This window comes from Bifidobacterium tibiigranuli, assembly GCF_022655035.1.
Lineage (GTDB): Bacteria > Actinomycetota > Actinomycetes > Actinomycetales > Bifidobacteriaceae > Bifidobacterium > Bifidobacterium tibiigranuli_A.
In genome coordinates this window covers 19148-35565 of record NZ_JALCUA010000015.1, presented here as the reverse complement: position 1 = coordinate 35565, position 16418 = coordinate 19148, and the positions used below count along the sequence as shown (strand labels likewise).

General features: G+C 54.7%; 13 protein-coding genes and 1 tRNA gene. 9 read left to right on the top strand and 5 right to left on the bottom strand.

The features are described from left to right. Positions 1-1921: site-specific DNA-methyltransferase (locus LKK40_RS10135; RefSeq protein WP_304310460.1), on the top strand; the 1921-nt coding region annotated here is incomplete at its 5' end. Positions 1922-1936: 15 nt separating this feature from the next. Beyond that, on the top strand, positions 1937-5170 hold the full coding sequence (locus LKK40_RS10130) for a DEAD/DEAH box helicase family protein (protein WP_304310459.1): 3234 nt from the start codon (positions 1937-1939) through the stop codon (positions 5168-5170). Between the two features lie 199 nt (positions 5171-5369). On the opposite strand, the gene LKK40_RS10125 is transcribed toward LKK40_RS10130, so the two are convergent. From LKK40_RS10125 to LKK40_RS10105, 5 genes are all read right to left on the bottom strand, one after another. Then, entirely contained in the window at positions 5370-6161 is a 792-nt protein-coding gene (locus tag LKK40_RS10125) for a metal ABC transporter permease (RefSeq protein ID WP_304310458.1), read from the bottom strand. Further along, positions 6154-7137 (bottom strand): metal ABC transporter permease, encoded by a 984-nt coding sequence (locus tag LKK40_RS10120; protein ID WP_304310457.1) that lies wholly within the window; start codon positions 7135-7137, stop codon positions 6154-6156. Before LKK40_RS10120 ends, LKK40_RS10125 begins: the two co-directional genes overlap by 8 nt. Then, entirely contained in the window at positions 7124-8101 is a 978-nt protein-coding gene (locus LKK40_RS10115; RefSeq protein ID WP_304310456.1) for a metal ABC transporter ATP-binding protein, read from the bottom strand. The genes LKK40_RS10120 and LKK40_RS10115 overlap by 14 nt, the downstream gene beginning before the upstream one ends. Positions 8102-8107: 6 nt before the next feature. After that, positions 8108-9049, bottom strand: coding sequence for a metal ABC transporter solute-binding protein, Zn/Mn family (locus LKK40_RS10110; RefSeq protein ID WP_304310455.1), 942 nt, complete (start codon positions 9047-9049; stop codon positions 8108-8110). Between the two features lie 523 nt (positions 9050-9572). Continuing rightward, the gene (locus tag LKK40_RS10105; RefSeq protein WP_304310454.1) at positions 9573-10574 is read right to left on the bottom strand and encodes an NAD(P)-dependent oxidoreductase; all 1002 of its coding nucleotides are present in this window, start codon (positions 10572-10574) and stop codon (positions 9573-9575) included. 225 nt (positions 10575-10799) lie between these two features. On the opposite strand from LKK40_RS10105, the gene LKK40_RS10100 reads away from it, so the two are divergent. From LKK40_RS10100 to rhuM, 7 genes are all read left to right on the top strand, one after another. Then, positions 10800-10872: transfer RNA gene (locus LKK40_RS10100), tRNA-Lys, on the top strand. A 123-nt stretch (positions 10873-10995) separates the two neighbouring features. Beyond that, positions 10996-12294 (top strand): tyrosine-type recombinase/integrase, encoded by a 1299-nt coding sequence (locus LKK40_RS10095; RefSeq protein ID WP_304310453.1) that lies wholly within the window; start codon positions 10996-10998, stop codon positions 12292-12294. A 12-nt stretch (positions 12295-12306) separates the two neighbouring features. After that, positions 12307-12558, top strand: a complete 252-nt coding sequence (locus LKK40_RS10090) for a hypothetical protein (RefSeq protein WP_304310452.1) — start codon at positions 12307-12309, stop codon at positions 12556-12558. 655 nt (positions 12559-13213) lie between these two features. After that, positions 13214-13786 (top strand): recombinase family protein, encoded by a 573-nt coding sequence (locus LKK40_RS10085; RefSeq protein WP_304310451.1) that lies wholly within the window; start codon positions 13214-13216, stop codon positions 13784-13786. Beyond that, positions 13783-13986, top strand: coding sequence for a hypothetical protein (locus LKK40_RS10080; RefSeq protein ID WP_304310450.1), 204 nt, complete (start codon positions 13783-13785; stop codon positions 13984-13986). The genes LKK40_RS10085 and LKK40_RS10080 overlap by 4 nt, the downstream gene beginning before the upstream one ends. Positions 13987-14292: 306 nt before the next feature. Continuing rightward, positions 14293-14526: a hypothetical protein gene (locus LKK40_RS10075; RefSeq protein ID WP_304310449.1), complete on the top strand. Its 234-nt coding sequence runs from the start codon at positions 14293-14295 to the stop codon at positions 14524-14526. A gap of 788 nt (positions 14527-15314) precedes the next feature. After that, positions 15315-16313 carry a RhuM family protein gene (gene rhuM, locus LKK40_RS10070; RefSeq protein WP_304310448.1) on the top strand — a complete coding sequence of 333 codons (999 nt, stop codon included), beginning with the start codon at positions 15315-15317 and terminating at the stop codon, positions 16311-16313. The last annotated feature ends 105 nt before the right edge of the window (positions 16314-16418 follow it).

The following is a 16418-nucleotide window of genomic DNA, read 5'->3' as shown; positions in this document are numbered from 1 at the left end:
GGGGGGGGGGTATCCCGTTGCCCGTGAGCGGTATCAGTTCACATGGCCGGGCAAGCGTGCAGCGAAGGCTGAGGCACGCACGCCGATCGCAAAGACCCTGCGGCCGGTACAACAGCGCAGCAAGAACTGGGATGAGACCAAAAACCTCTATATTGAAGGTGACAATCTCGACGCACTGAAGATTCTGCGTGAGACGTATGCAGGCAAGATCAAGATGATCTACATTGATCCGCCGTACAACACCGGGCATGATTTTATTTACAAGGATGATTTCGCCAAGACGGTTGATGCGGATAAGGCCGAAAGTGGCGATTACGACGAAGACGGCGGACGGCTTGTCGCTAACCCCGAAAGCAACGGCCGATTCCATTCCGACTGGTGTTCGATGATGTATTCGCGTTTGCTCTTGGCAAAGGATTTGCTGACCTCAGATGGTGTGATTTTCATCAGCATTGACGATAATGAGTCCGCAGGTTTGAGATTTATCTGCGATGAAGTGTTTGGCTCATTATGTTTTGTTGGCGATGTTTCTTGGCAGCGGACATATTCGCCACGAAATGATTCGCAAGGTCTGGTCAATGAAGTGGAACACATCATTGTCTATTCAAAAAATCCAGGTTGGCAGCCTAAAACTCTGTCACGAACGGCGCAGATGGATGCAAAGTATAAAAATCCCGATAAGGATTATATCGAATGGACAAGCTCAGATCCTTTTGCTCCCAATGCTGTAACTCACCAGGGAATGGTGTATGCCGTTCAACATCCATTCACCGGTGCAATGATTTATCCAACCAATGGAAGATGCTGGTCTTTTGAGCAACCGCAGATGCTTCAATACATGAACGGTTGGTGTGAGTACGAGTTGAAGGATATCGATGATGCTGAGCAGCGTGCCAAGGTTTGTGGAATTGCATCTAGTGAAGTGCGCGCAGGAGTCAAAGCACTTGTCCTCATAAAACCATTGGATGTTTCCAAAGCAGAGGCTCAAGTTGTATATGACCGTGGTCATTGGCCAAGGTTCTATTTCACCCGAGGTGGGCAAGGCGGCATCCGTCGTAAGACTTATCTGGACAGTGTAGGAGGCAAGCTCCCGACGAATCTGTGGCCATACAGTGAGGTCGGTCACACAGATGAGGCAAAGAAGGAAATCAAGGCGCTGTTTGACGGACAGCCTCCATTTGACACTCCTAAGCCTGTTCGACTGATAACACGAATGCTCAATATCGCAACGGATAAGGATTCGCTAATACTAGATTTCTTTTCCGGTTCCTCCACTACAGCTCATGCCGTGATTGCGAAGAACGCTGATGATCATGGCGCGCGGCGGTTCATCCTTGTACAGCTTCCCGAGCGTACGAGTGGTGACTATACCGACATATGTGAAGTGGGTGAAGATCGCATCCGGCGTGCGGGAGAAAAGATCCGCAGTAACATCGAAACGACCAACCAGCAGCCCAATCTGGATGGCAAACAGCAGGCGGTACCAGACATAGGATTTCGTGTGCTGAGAATCGAATCTTCGAATTATAAGGATGTGCGATTGACGCCCGACCAGTTCACTCAGGATGATCTGGATGCTTCCATCGAGAATGAGAAACAAGGACGCACTCCTCTTGATCTGCTGTTTGAAGCGCTTCCCTCATTCCAGCTCGAATACAGTTCTTCCATTGCGACATTGACGGGGGAGCCATTCGATGGCTACACCGTATTCAGCGTGAACGACGGCCAGCTTCTTGCATGCTTCGACGCAAACATCCCGGAATCACTCGTGCGCGCGATGGCGAACCATGATCCTCGCCCTTCGTATGTTGTAGTTGCAGAGAAGAGTCTGCCCAACAGTGCCGCGAGAACGAATTTCGAGGAGATTTTCAAACAGGCAGCGAACGCCATTGATGGTGCCACGAAAATCCGTATCATCTAAGGCGGGCAGTTTCCGATGAAATTCGAATTTTCCCAATACCAATACCAGGCGGATGCGGCGAATGCAGTGTGTGATGTCTTTGAAGGCCAGCCGAAACAATCAAGTGTCAGTTTTATCCGCGATCTGGGTGTCCGCTCTAAGCCGGTATTCAAGCCTGAATATTCGCAGCCGACTGCTGAAGCTGATTTTGGCGATGACGCACCAACTCGTCAAGCCCTGCTCGGCGAGGACGAACTGGACGAAACCGGATATCGTAACGCTGACGTGCAACTGTCCTCCGAACAGGCGCTCGATCATATTCACACCATCCAGAAACAGCAGAATCTTGTCCAATCACAACAGTTGTTCCACGGGCATGGCGCTGTCGAGCTTGATGTTGAGATGGAAACCGGAACCGGCAAAACGTTCGTCTACACCAAAACCATGTTTGAACTCAACCGTAGATATGGTTGGTCGAAGTTCATCATCGTGGTGCCCTCGATTGCGATTCGTGAAGGTGTGGCCAAGTCATTGGAATTGACCGCGGACTACTTTTACACGTCCGGGATCGACGGCAATCAGGGATATGAGAAAAAACTCAACTGGTTCGTCTACGATTCCTCAAAGCTGAACCTGCTGGATTCGTATGCGCAAAGCGCTGATATCTCAGTGATGATCATCAACATGCAGGCATTCAACACTTCCATGAAGGAGAATGGCCGCAGCAAGGAATCGCGCATCATGTTCTCGGAGCGTGATGATTTCGGTTCGAGACGGCCCATCGATGTGATCAGCGCTGTACACCCCATTATCGTTCTCGACGAACCTCAAAAAATGGGTGGGAAAGCCACGCAACATGGCATTGGCCTATTTAAACCACTACTCACGTTGAACTATTCGGCGACGCATAAGGTCAAGCACGATCTTGTATACTCGCTTGATGCCTTGGACGCGTATAACCAGCGACTGGTGAAACGTATTGAAGTCAAAGGTTTTGAACTCAACAACATGCGTGGTACTGACGGATATCTCTATCTGCAAGATATCGTGGTGAGCACTAATAAGCCACCCGTTGCCCGTATCGAGTATAAGAAACTCTCGGCTTCCGGAAACGTGACCACTGCCATGACCTCATTCAATGAGGGTGATGATCTGTACCCGGCATCGGGGGAGCTGGAAGCGTATCGCGATGAATGGCGCATTGCGCCCGATGGCATAGTCCCAGATCAAAATGGTGAATTGGGGTACGTACAATTCCTCAACGGCACGATTCTGCGGCGTGGTGAGATTCTGAACGATGGTGCACAGGCCGATATTCGCCGCATACAGATTCGCGAAACCATCCTGTCTCATCTTGAAAAAGAAGAACATTTGTGGGCACGCGGCATTAAGTGTCTGAGTTTGTTTTTCATCGACGAAGTAGCCAAGTATCGTCAGTACGATGACGACGGTAACGAGCAATCAGGCGAGTACGCTCTCGTATTCGAAGAGGAATACGACCATTGTGTGAAGTGGTTCTTGCAAGGCCGTCTTGATGATGGGCATGGGTACATGAAATATTTGCGAGGAACTTGGGGCAAGAATGTTCATAAAGGGTATTTCAGCATCGACAAGGAGCATCGTATGGTGAATTCCTCGATCAAGCGGGGAAGTGAGGAGAGCGACGATACATCTGCCTACGATCTGATACTGAAAAACAAGGAGCAGCTGCTGAGCTTCGAGGAGCCAACGCGTTTCATCTTCAGCCATTCTGCACTGCGCGAAGGCTGGGATAACCCGAACGTGTTCCAGATTTGCACGCTCAAGCATTCAGATAATGAGGTTGGCAAACGCCAGGAAGTGGGGCGCGGGCTCAGACTATGCGTGAACAAGGAGGGGGTGCGGCAAGATATCAACGTTCTCGGCGAGGGTGCAGTCCAAGAAGTCAATCTCCTCACGGTGATTGCCTCCGAAAGCTATGCCTCGTTCACTGCTTCGCTTCAGAAGGATATTACCAGTGAACTCCGTGAACGTCCTCTCAAGATTGACGATGCGTTCTTCACTAAGGTCAGCATCCCTGCTGAAACCTTGGGGCCTGATCATGTCAATGAAGGTGCCATCGTCTTTACTGTCAAAGAATCCAGTGATATCCACTTCACACTGATAGCCGAAGGGCTTGTTGACCGCGACGGACAATTGACCCAGAAATACAAGACATCCGGTTTCGACGAATTTGCTGTGGTGTCGTTGCCGAAGGCGCTGCAGTCCAAGGTTCCTGCCATCACGTACGCATTGAATACCGTGCTCGAAGGTAAGACCGCAGTGATGATCGGCAATGCGCTCAAGAAAAAGATCTCCAGCAACCCATTAAATGAGAACTGGCAGAAGCGTGAATTCCAGCAGTTGTGGAAACGGATCAACCACAAGTACGCCTATACCGTAGCGTTTGACGATGAAGAGCTCATTGGTAAAGCGGTCCAAGAAATTAATGATCATCTTATTGTCGCGAAGCTGTCGTACACGTTAACCCGTGGCCTGCAAAGCAAAAATGCGTCGCGCGAGGAACTCGTGTTGGGCGAGCACTTCAAGAAGGAAAAGACCCGAACCAGCGATCTGAACGTGGATGCATCGAACGGTGTTTCCTACGATTTGCTCGGCGAAATAGCGCAGGCGGCTAAGATCACTCGAAAATGTGCAGCAGAGATTCTTAAACGCATACGCTGTGAGAAGTTCCTGATGTTCCGAGACAATCCCGAACAGTTCATCGCCAAGGTATCGAAACTGATACTCGATCAGAAGGGCGCAATGGTGGTGGATCACATTTGTTATGACCGAGTCGATGGCGAATACGACTCAAGCATCTTCACCGCAATGAATGGTTCCAAAGATGAGACTGATGCCTACCGCGCGAACAAATGTGTACAGAATTGGGTGTTCCCAGACGGAACCGCCAAGCAGAGCGTCGAGTACAAATTTGCCGAATCTCTTGACACCGCCGAGGAGGTGGCGGTATATGCCAAGCTGCCGAGAGGTTTTCAAATCCCAACACCGGTCGGCAATTATGCTCCCGACTGGGCGGTTGCGTTCCGGGAAGGACATGAGCTGAAACATCTGTTCTTTGTGGCTGAAACTAAAGGCACCATGAATACGCTTGAGCTGCGAGGCATTGAAGACAACAAGATTGAATGTGCCAGGCGGCTCTTCAACGATTTGCAGCTCGCCGGCGATGTCCGGTACGAGCAGGCGGTCACCTATCAGGGTCTTTTGGATGAGGTGAAAGCGTTGCGATGATTGCCAGAAGGGGACTGGTCGTTGGTGCAGCGGATAGTACTCAAGTGCCCAACTTTCCTGCCGTGCCTACAAGGCGCTTATACAATTTTCTATAGCAGCGCAGCGCAGCTTGTAGAACCCGTCCCGCGACGCGGGCATCCCGGTATACGCAGTTTGCGCTGTGCAGGGATGCCCGCAACCGCAATGCCATGTCACCGGCTCATTTCGCGCGGATCAACGATATGATCTTGGAGACCGTGTACACGCAGGCGGAGGTCAGCGCGACGAAGAACCCGACCGGCATGTCGGTGATGACAGACAGTGCAATCGACAGCCACATGCACAGCAGCGAAAATACACAGGACAGAACGCCAGCACGCAATGGCCGCGAGCATAGCAGGCAGGCGGCGGCTGGCGGCGCTACGAGCAAGCTGAACAGCAGCATGGCACCGACGACCGGCACGCTGGCCGTGGTGACGGCGGCGATGACTAGGGTGAACACAAATTCGATGACGCCGTTGTGGATGCCGCGGGCCTCGGCGAGCTCCGGCATGACCGAGCTGAGCAGCAGCGGCCGGGCGATAAGCGCCACGACGATGACGCCAAGAATGGCGAGCGCGGTCATAAGCACCAGATCGGAGTCCGCGACCGCGAGCACCTGGCCGAAGAGCAGCGCATAGACCTGATTGGTGTAGTCGCCGCCGAGACTGAGCAGGAACGCGCCGCCGGCGAGCAGGAAGATGAGCGTCAGCGCGATGACGGTGTCCCGGCGCTGCTTCTTTCTGCCGAGCACGGAGATGCCGACCGCTGCGGCGAAGGCGGCAAGGCCCATGCCGACCACCGAGCTGACTCCGAGATATACGGCTGCGGCGGCACCGGCGAACGAGCCGTGCGGTATCGCATGCGCGAGGAATGAGTCGCCACGCAGCACGACGAAGACGCCGATGATGCCGGCGCTCAATGCCACGACGGTGCCGGCAATCCAGGTATTGGTGAGATACGCGTCAAACATTCGCACTCGCCGCCTTCCGGCTGAGACTGAGGCTGCGGCCATGACTGCGTCTGCTTGTGCCGCGCAGCCAACTTACCAGCCGCGACAGCAGGTAGCATATCGTGACCAGCGCGACGATGCAGAAGCTCACCGACCATGAGTGCCCGCGCATCCACGAATAGCTTTCGTATGAAATCACGATGCCGCCCCATACGCAGAACAGGCCGATGCCGCAGGCGGCGAACATTGCGTTCCGTACGCGCTTGGCCAGCATCAGTCCGCAGGACGCGGGGCCGATCAGCAATGCTGTGGACAGCACGGCGCCGACGGAGATGGAGCTCAGGGCGACGCTTAGGGCCAGCACGACCATGAACGCGGCGTTGGTCGCACCGGTTGAGACTCCGCGCGCGTGCGCCAGTTGCGGTGCAACGGTGGAGAACAGCGCCGGACGCCAGATAATCGTCAGCATCAGCAGGCATAGCACCGACAGCGCGATGACTATGGGCACGACGCTCGGGCTGATGGCGAACAACGAGCCGAAAAGCACATTGACCGAAGCGCTTCCGCCTTGCGGTCGCATGGTCGACAGGCTCAGGAACAGCGAGGTAAGGCCCATGCCGGTGGCGAGGATGATGCCGGTGGATACATCGCGCCCGCGCAGTCGCTCGACGCCAATAGCGTGCATGCCCAGCGCCGCGATGATGCTGGCCGCCACGAATCCCCACAACTGATTGACGCCCAACAGAAACGCTGCGGAGCCGCCCACTGAGGCGAGATCGGTCAGCGAATGCCCGGCGAAGGATTGCCCGCGCAGAACCGTCAGCACGCCGACCAGCGCGGTCGCGATCACCACGACGGAGCCGACGATCAGCGCCGTGCGCACCTCCGGCACCGCCCAGAGCGCGTTGAATCCGCTTACGGGCAGTGTGGATGATGTATTTGGCGCGGCTGACGCGGACTGCGCGAGTGCGAGTGGCAAGACGCTAGCGGCGGTCATCGTGTGAACCATCTTCCTGCGGTGATTGCGACGTCTGCGGTAGCTGCGATTCCTGCGATGCGTTCGGTCCCAGAGCATCGGCGATGCGCCCGGTCTCGTTGTTGTATCCAGCGCGTCCAGTACCTTCAATGCCCTCAGCATCTTCGGGATTTTCAGCATTGTCCGGATGATGCCCCGGCTCGCTGCCTTCGTCGGCCAGCACCACGATGCGGCCTTGCGTGCGCAGCACGGTTATGGGGTGCTGATACAGCTCGCTGAGCACGTCGGTGCGCACGACTTCGTCGGTGCGGCCGACCGCCGAACGGCCCTGCGCGAGGTAGACCACGCGATCGAGCACGCCCAGCAGAGGGTTGATGTCGTGGGCGGAAAGAATGATGCCGATGCCCTTGGTGCTGCGAATATGATCAAGCAGTGCCACGATGTCGGCGCTGTTGGCCGGGTCGAGATTCGCCAGCGGCTCGTCGAGTAGCAGCAGGGCCGGGTCGGCGACGATGGCGGCGGCGATCATGATGCGCTGCTGTTGGCCGCCGGAAAGCCTGCCTACGGGGCGGTCGGCGTATTCCAGCGCGCCGACGCCTTTGAGGGCGATATTGACACGTTCCCAGAAGTGCTTTCCCCGCAGGGAAATGCCGAATTTCTGCCCGTCGAGCCCGAGCGCCACGAAGTCCTTGGCCAGCAACGGCAGGTCGGGGTCGAGCTCGATTTTCTGCGGCACATAGCCGATGACGCCTGTCTGCAGCCGTTTGCGGCCGAGCACGGTGACGCTGCCTTCGAGCGGCGTGGTATCGCCGAGGATGGTTTTGAGCAGCGTGGTCTTGCCGGCGCCGTTCGAGCCGATCAGCCCTACGAACTCGCCCCGGCCCACGGTTAAGTCAATGCCGTCGAGAATGCTCCGGCCCCCGAGGTTCACTCGGAGGCCGGAGACGTTCAACAACGGGCGATTGATATCGTCAGTTGGCTTCATAGATATTTATTCTAGTGTTTCAGTTGACGTCTTGTTGGCGGCGGCCTGCGTGAGCGCGTTGAGCTCTGCCAGCATCCAGTCGACGTAGTGCATCTTGGTCGGCATGGTTTCGTACGCGCCGACGATCGGGATGCCATTGGCCTTGGCGGCGGCCAGATACTTCTTGGTCAGATCGGAGACGACCTGCTGGTTGTAGACGAAGGCGGTGACCTGCTTGTCGTTGAACAGCTGCATCTGGGTGGCGGAATCCTGCGCCGAGGGGTCCTGGTCGTTCATGATATCGGCCTGCAGGCTCCACGGGGTCTTGATAGTTACCTTGGCGTTGTCGAGCAGGTAGTTGGCCACGGGCTCAGTTGCCGCGACGGAGACGTTCGGGTACTTGTCCTTGAAGGTGTCAAGCGCCGTCCAGTACTTCTGCACGGAGGTGTCGAAGGACTGGAGGTTGCTCGCGTAGTCCTTGGCATGCGAAGGGTCAAGGCGCGTGAGGGTGGCTGCGAGGGTGGACGCCACGGCGGGCATCGTCTCGGGCTTGTACCACAGGTGCGGGTTCTTGGTGTTGTCGGGAAGGCCGAGCACCTGCTGCGCGCTGATAACGGTGCGGTCGGAGCTGGAATGGCTCTTGAGCATCTTGTCGAGCCAGTCGTCGTAGCCGACGCCGTTCGCGATGACGATCTTGGCGTTGGCGATCTGCTTGGCGTCCGAAGGCTTGGCCTCGAAGTCGTGCGGATCGGCGTTCGGATCGCTGATGATCGAGGTCACCGAGACGTGCGAGCCGCCAATGGACTGCGCCACGTCGCCGTATTCGTTCTCGGCCGCCAGAATCTCGATCTTGCCGTTCGAGTCGGTTGCTCCTGAATTCGAGTTCGATGCGCCGCATCCTCCGGCGAGCGCCATCGCCGCCACCAGCACTGCGCCTACCGCAGCCCTTGCCACATGTTTCATCTGCATGAGACTCATTCCTTTCATGGCCGCCGCGTGGACCCGTATCGTTATTGTCATGGTTCGCGCGCGCGGCATTCATATGTAATGAAAACGGTTATCATTGTAACGGGTCTGGGGTACAGCGGAGCGACACAAGAGGATTGGGGCGCGTTGCGCGTGGTGTTGGCGGTGGTTGCTGCAACGTTCGGTATCCGCGGCATTGCTGCGGTTGCGTGGTGGATGAGCGGGGAATCGGAGGCATGACGCAAGTATGTGAGCGCACACACCATCGGGTGTTTCGGCCTCTTGAGCCATGTTGTCAGAGTGACGGAGTGTCGGAGTGCTGATTGCTGATTGCGCGGCATGCCCGAGTCTCCATACACAAGTCGGCTGTTAGGAATTTGCGATGGCGGAATTCCGCCATTCGGCAAAGCTAACTGGTGACTTGTGCACAGCATTCTGGGCGTGTCGTTTCGTCGGCTTCGGAATATGGTCCAGAGCATGGCCCGGAATATGAATGGCGGGGGCCGATCGCGTCGTGCTGAACCGTCTACGCCACAAGGTTCGTCGGCGTGCCGTCGTGCAGGTAGGCGCGGAGATTGGCGAACAACTCGTGCAGGCGCTTGTCGAGCGCTTCGTCGGTGGCGTAGCCGATATGCGGCGTGAGAATCGTGTGCGCGGCGTGCAGCAGCGGTTCATCTGCGGGTAGCGGCGGTTCCTCGTCGAACACGTCGATGCCGGCTCCCGCGATCTGCCCGGCGTTCAGTGCCTCGGCGAGCGCCGCGTTGTCGACGACCGGCCCGCGGGCCGTGTTGATCAGCACCGCGTTCGGCTTCATCAGACTGATGAGCTGCCTGCTGACCAGATGCGCCGTCTGCGGCGTGGAGCTCACGTGCACGGTGATGATGTCCGCTTGGCGCATTACATCGTCCAGCGGCAGGAATTCGATGCCTTCGATGTCGCGTGGCGTGCGGTTCCATGCCACAATCCGCGCCCCGAACGCCTGGGCCAGTTCCGCCACGCGGCGGCCGATGTTGCCGGTGCCGATGATGCCGAAGGTCTTGCCCGCGATTTCGTTCCGGCGCAGCCCCTCGCTGGTCTGTGCCGAACGCGCGGCGATATCATTGGCCTTCACGTCACGCAGGAGCGCCAGCGTAAGCAGCATGACAAGCTCGGCCACGGCCTCGTTCGAATAGCCCGGGCAGTTGCTCACGGTGATGCCGTGCTCGCGGCAGTAGTCGAGGTCGATATGATCGAACCCGACAAATGCCACCGCGATGGTGCGCAGCTTGGGGCAGTGTTCCAGCACGGAGCTGCGCAAGGGGAGATTCGTCACGACCAGAGCCTCGGCGTCCTTGGCGCGCTCGATGAGTTCGCCGTCATCGGTGGGCCGCGTGTCGTAGGAGCGCACCGTGACATCCTTCGGCAGCGTGTCAAACTCGGCCTGCAGCGCGGCGTCCGGCACTCCTAGCGGCTCCAGAATCGAGATAACTGTGTCCGAGGTAGTAGTGTCTGATGCGGCAGCATCTGCATCGTTTAGGTCAATCGCCATAATTCATCCCATCGCATCCGAAGGCAGCTTTTCAACCACAGTGTACGCTTCGCCGTATTCCATACTTATATTCCTGTATATTCTTGTGCCTTGCGCTTTCGAGCCGTATTCCATGCTGGACAGAGCGGCCGAACAAACCGTTGAATAAGTCGCTGAACAAACCACCGAATGTGGCGCAACGCCGTATTTGTTTTGTCCGTCAGCCGCGTGTATCGTTAAAGAGTTGCCCCTTTAGCTCAACGGTTAGAGCAGCGTCCTTTTAAGTCGTGGGTTGTGGGTTCGAATCCCACAGGGGGCACAACGACGGGGCTTGAATGCCCCAAAACGTTGCAATAGCAACGATATGCGCAAATAATAGATAGCAACATGACGGGGCTTATTACGCTTTTCTGACGGGGCTTTTACACGTATAATCCCGATTATGTATGGACTCGGCACAGTGTATAAAAAGACCCGCATACGCAAAGACGGCGGGCAAAGAATCTTCTACGTGGCGCAAATCCGCATGACCATCGACGGCGAAACACGCCGCATAGAGGGGCAGGGCAAGACGCCGCAGGCGGCGCTACATGCACGAGAGAGAGCAGTAGCAAGAGCACTGGAAGGCACTACCCGCACACCACAGCAGCCGCAGCGCACAGGCACGCTACTGGCACTCATGACCGAGTGGAGCGCGACCCGTGAAGTCAAGAGCCGAACGCGGGAACACACCGAAAGCGTCATCAAGAATCACATAGCATCTACCGCTATCGGCGGCAGGATGCTACGCAGCATCAAGAGCACAGACATAGCCGCCTTACTGGACTCACGCGAGACACCTTGGACGAAGATAGCGGTATATAAGGCGCTACGCTCCTACATGACCTATGCACTCCGAACAGGACTTATAACCGCTGACCCTATGCGAGATATACAGAAGCCGAAAGCGCCGAGAGCACAGCACGCAAACTCACCCGCAATGGATGAGAGAGCAACAAGGCTACGCGGGATGCTTGCATGGATGCGAGCGACTGGATGGAATAAGGAACACCCTATGTATTGGGCACGCATCATGCTGGCACTCAACGGACTGAGACCCGGTGAGGCGAGAGGGCTAACATGGGAAAGCATCCAAGACCTAAACGGCAAAGGTATAGCACGAGCGGTCATACACACACAACTGGGCTATACCGAGGGAACACTGACCCTCATGACCGTGAAGGGCGACGTTCCCCGAACCGTTGTCCTACGGCAGCAGACCGTCGATGCACTTAAAGCGTGGAAAAAAGTTCATACAGGATTACGGCGACGCAAGACGTGGAAACCCCGTAAAGGATTCGAAGACATGGTATGCGTCATGAATGACGGGAAGCCCTTACGACAGCAGGACGACGACAGGATGTGGAACGACCTACTAACGGAAGCACAGAAGAACTACAAGAAAAAAATCTACTGGACGATGGCATACAACAGACACATCGCCGTGAGTCTCATGCGTGACGCAGGAGTTCCCGCATCACTGGTAGCAAGCATCATGGGACACACCATAGCCGTCGAGGATGCACACTACTACCAATCGCAACTATCCGCACAGCGAGACGCTATGGCGACTATGGACGACTATATAGTCGAGCACACCACACCAAAGAGCGAAAAATCTGAGAGCGATTCTGACGAGGAAAATGTTGTTTCTCGACCGACTACCCGAAAACAAGGAAATCGGACAAAACGCGATGAATGAGCGATTATATGCATGGATGACAACGCGCATATAATCGCCGTCGATTCTGACGAAAAAGAAAATAAAAGAAACCACCACATACCGGCAGATATGTGGTGGCTGAACATGAATGCAATAGAACAATATCAAATCAAGTTTTTTAAGAATCGCCGTCGATCCTGGTTTTTCTCTGTTTTTGCTTATAAGAAGCCCTACCCCCTATATGGAAGGGTGATACACGGGGTGGCGCCGCACTCCACACCTATCACGCTACTGGCATCGTGATTACATATGTAATCCTTATTACTTCACGCAATCCCTACCACAAACGCCCGCAAAAAATCGTCGTATATCACCGCGACTAAAAATCCTTGTGTAATCCTAAATACGTGTATGCGTCCATCCCCGTGGCGGCGGGCAACGGCGCTATTACACGCATCCCCGCATTCTTGGTTCGATGGCAGTGGGAACATGAAACCACTGGCCGAGAGTTATTCCCGTTCGCTTAGTGTTCTGACCTGGAGGTTAAACCCCTATCACGTGGCGCTACCACACTGGCTATATGGCGCTATTGACCCTGATAACACTATGCTGACATGACCTACAAGCCCGACTACACACGCAAGCACCCCTACAGTCCGCCGACCGGATGCAACCTATATTCATGTCCCCATGCATCCCGTCCCCGTAGAGCATACGGGCGGCGATACACAGCATTCATGTTCGTTTTAAGTTTTTACACCTTATATATATCAAAACGCGATGATGGCGAAAAGTCATGCATCGATCGACAGATGAGAAACTTATACATCACACCGTATAAGCCCCTGAAATCAGCATCGAGAGGTGGCGAAAGGCCAAAAATCGCGTTTTGTTAGATAAGGGTTAGGCAAATCGACAGCGATATTACCTACTAACTACTAACAGAGGAGAAAGGAACATGAGGATAGGCTACATACGAGTGAGCACAGCGAAACAGGCACAGACCGGCACATCACTTAACGAACAAGAAAATACAGTGAGAGATGCAGGGGCAGAGACCACCTATACAGATGCTGGATGGAGCGGCAAGAACACATCACGTCCCGGACTGGATGCAATGCAGAAAGCACTTCACGATGGGGATACCGTCATCGTCTCAGCACTGGACAGGCTGGGCAGGAGCACCGCTGATATCGCACAGATGCTACATGACTGGAAAGACCGTCAGATCACGTTGATTGCAGTGAGGGACGGCATAAACACGAGCACACCTACCGGCACGATGATGGCGCAGATTATGGCAGTGGTCGCTGAGATGGAGCGAAGTTTCATTCTGGAACGGACAGCAGCGGGCAGAGAAGCGGCAAAGGCAAGCGGCAAAGTCGCAAACAGGCCACGCAAATGGAACACCAAAAAAGCAAAGCAGGTGGCACACCTGAAAGCAGACGGATGGTCTATATCGGAGATTGCAAGGACGCTTAACGTCTCACGCGATACCGTGAGACGCATGATTGCTGAGGTGCAGGCATGAGATACCCCGCACGCACCATACAGCGAGCACACACACTGGGCATACCCGTATCACTCATGCACGCCGTAGATGAGATGGATGACCACTCACTGGACTACTGGCAGGGTGTGAAAAAAGAATGCGTGACGCATGGCGAGGACTTTCAAGAGACCTTATGGGCGCTGTTCTACCCCTTCACACCCGAAGGCATGAGCGACTAAAACACAACAACAAGGAGAAAGGACATGAATACATACATAACACTTACAGCGCAACTTGCAGACCTTACGAGCATATATAACGCACTGGTTCAGCATTACCTTGGGCCGTTCGTCATCATCGGAGCCGCAATCTTCGCAGTTTGGTTTTTCATCAAAAAACAACCGAGGCCGCTACTGGTATCACTGGCTACCGCACTACTCACCGCCGTCATACTGTATTCAGCACCTGCAGTAGTGGGACAGCAGAGCACGCTAGTGAAAAATGGATCCGAAATCGCAAAGCAAATAAACTAGAGGAGAAAGGACATGAATACATCCATAGAAGAACTCAAAAAAATCAATGAGCAACTCGAACCGCTAGACCGACAGCGCGAGGCTGCACTCAGGCGGATGCTAAAAATCGATTCCGACATCATGGAGGCTACCGATGCCGACATCATCGAGGACTTGCAGGAGCAGCGTGAGCGAGCACGAATACATATCCTAACCATTCTCACACAAATGGAACCCTTGTTCCGTCAAGCCGGGTTTGACTGCTGACCACTTACACACCACGCTGACCACCACATGCACATATGTGGTGGTCTTTGTTTTACCAAAAACAAAAACATAAAAAACAACGCCACGCATTGCATCCGCAATCGCATGGCTAACAATCAATATGAAGTATGTTATGTATTGTGAGGCGAGCGTGTTTATCTTGGGAAGCCCGGTCTTGCCGGGCTGACACGCCTAGATGTAAGCATGGATACTGATGTATCCATTAGCGGCATCTTTTTACTTTTTTATTACTTATATTATTGTTGCTGAACCGTGATTGCGCAGATAGAGATCGTGGTTCTATACGGGTTTTTCGAGTTTTTATATATTACCCCTGAGTTTTTGGAGTTCCATACCGATGGTAAGAGCACAGGTAAGACGATAAAAATCGACGGGGCTTAACTGACGGGGCTTCGGTATTGAGGCTTGAAAATGGCGGAATAACAACGATTCTTCACAATATGTTCATATCCCACAGGGGGCACAATGTTATGCTGGCAGCGAACGCCTACTGCTGTAACGGTTTTGTTGCATCAAATACATGGATTGGGACCGCTGGTGCTTGTCATACCCGGAGTCATGCCGACAGTCCCGTATGCGTTGGTGGACTCTGGTAGGGTTGAATCATTCCGTACGGAATAAGTCTTGTCGAAGGCACTTAAGGGAGCGCATGCGGAGCTTGCATGCTGAGGTTAGAATGATCGATGGCTAGTGACTGAATAATAATGGGTTTGGACGCTTTCGACAGCAAACGAATACGTTGATGCATCGATGCGAGGGGCCTACCCATGAATAACTTCACGAACAACCAACCATCCGGGCAGATTGTGCTCTATCAGGGCGACGATGGCTCGCCGGCCATCAGCGTGCGGCTGGAGGATGACACTGTATGGGTGACACAAGCCCAGTTAGTAGAGCTCTTTAAGAGTTCCAAGGCGAACATCAGCGAACACGTCGCTAACATATTCGCGGAAGGGGAACTAACATCCGAAGCAACTGTTCGGAATTTCCGAACAGTTCGTCAGGAGGGGCATCGCAAGGTAACGCGAACACTTACCTACTACAACCTCGACCTCATTCTCTCCGTGGGCTATCGGGTGAAAAGCGCCACCGCTACACGTTTCCGCATCTGGGCTACAGGCAGGCTTAAGGATTATCTGGTCAAAGGTTATGCGCTCAACCAGCAGCGCTTGGAACAGATTGGCCAAGTGGTGCGTATTCTGGGACGCTCAACGGATGAGCTGATTGCCGGCTCGGCCGATGTGCTGGCCGCTTACCTGCCTGGATTGGAGCTGCTGCGCGACTACGACGAGGGCCGAATCGCCACGTCGCCGCACGAGGTTCCCGGTTGGACGTTGACAATCAACGAGGCGCGCGAGATCATCGCTGGGCTCAAGCAAGCATTTCCAGACGATGATTTGCTGGGCAATGAGCGTGGCGATAGGTTGCAGGCGGTGGTCGAGGCGATTTACCAGAGCTTCGCGGGGCAGGATCTCTACCCAACCGTGGAGGAGAAGGCCGCGAATCTGCTATATCTGACGGTCAAGGACCACCCGCTTATCGATGGCAACAAGCGTAGCGCCGCTGCTCTCTTCATCACGTTCCTCGCCAAGAACGGCGTCCTCGACGATGCCGAAGGGCGTCCGGGCATCACCAGCAATGCGTTGGCGGCGTTGACGTTGATGGTCTCCATGAGCGATCCCAAAGAGAAAGACGTCATGATTGCCCTGCTGATTCGCATGATCAGCAAAGACGGTAAGAACGGCGAGGAAGGCATGCAGCAGTAGGTGCACAGAGCTGGACAATATTTTCATATAGAATTTCGGGAATTCTGTATGCTGTTTCGACATGCGATTAACCTGCATAACCCCTTATAACTAACGACGATAGCC

What these genes read in the sequence shown, in the direction of transcription:
- LKK40_RS10130 (WP_304310459.1), top strand. Translation starts at nt 1,937, where the DNA reads ATGAAATTCGAATTTTCCCAATACCAATACCAGGCGGATGCGGCGAAT.
- LKK40_RS10125 (WP_304310458.1), bottom strand. Translation starts at nt 6,161, where the DNA reads ATGTTTGACGCGTATCTCACCAATACCTGGATTGCCGGCACCGTCGTG.
- LKK40_RS10120 (WP_304310457.1), bottom strand. Translation starts at nt 7,137, where the DNA reads ATGACCGCCGCTAGCGTCTTGCCACTCGCACTCGCGCAGTCCGCGTCA.
- LKK40_RS10115 (WP_304310456.1), bottom strand. Translation starts at nt 8,101, where the DNA reads ATGAAGCCAACTGACGATATCAATCGCCCGTTGTTGAACGTCTCCGGC.
- LKK40_RS10110 (WP_304310455.1), bottom strand. Translation starts at nt 9,049, where the DNA reads ATGCAGATGAAACATGTGGCAAGGGCTGCGGTAGGCGCAGTGCTGGTG.
- LKK40_RS10105 (WP_304310454.1), bottom strand. Translation starts at nt 10,574, where the DNA reads ATGGCGATTGACCTAAACGATGCAGATGCTGCCGCATCAGACACTACT.
- LKK40_RS10095 (WP_304310453.1), top strand. Translation starts at nt 10,996, where the DNA reads ATGTATGGACTCGGCACAGTGTATAAAAAGACCCGCATACGCAAAGAC.
- LKK40_RS10090 (WP_304310452.1), top strand. Translation starts at nt 12,307, where the DNA reads ATGGATGACAACGCGCATATAATCGCCGTCGATTCTGACGAAAAAGAA.
- LKK40_RS10085 (WP_304310451.1), top strand. Translation starts at nt 13,214, where the DNA reads ATGAGGATAGGCTACATACGAGTGAGCACAGCGAAACAGGCACAGACC.
- LKK40_RS10080 (WP_304310450.1), top strand. Translation starts at nt 13,783, where the DNA reads ATGAGATACCCCGCACGCACCATACAGCGAGCACACACACTGGGCATA.
- LKK40_RS10075 (WP_304310449.1), top strand. Translation starts at nt 14,293, where the DNA reads ATGAATACATCCATAGAAGAACTCAAAAAAATCAATGAGCAACTCGAA.
- rhuM (WP_304310448.1), top strand. Translation starts at nt 15,315, where the DNA reads ATGAATAACTTCACGAACAACCAACCATCCGGGCAGATTGTGCTCTAT.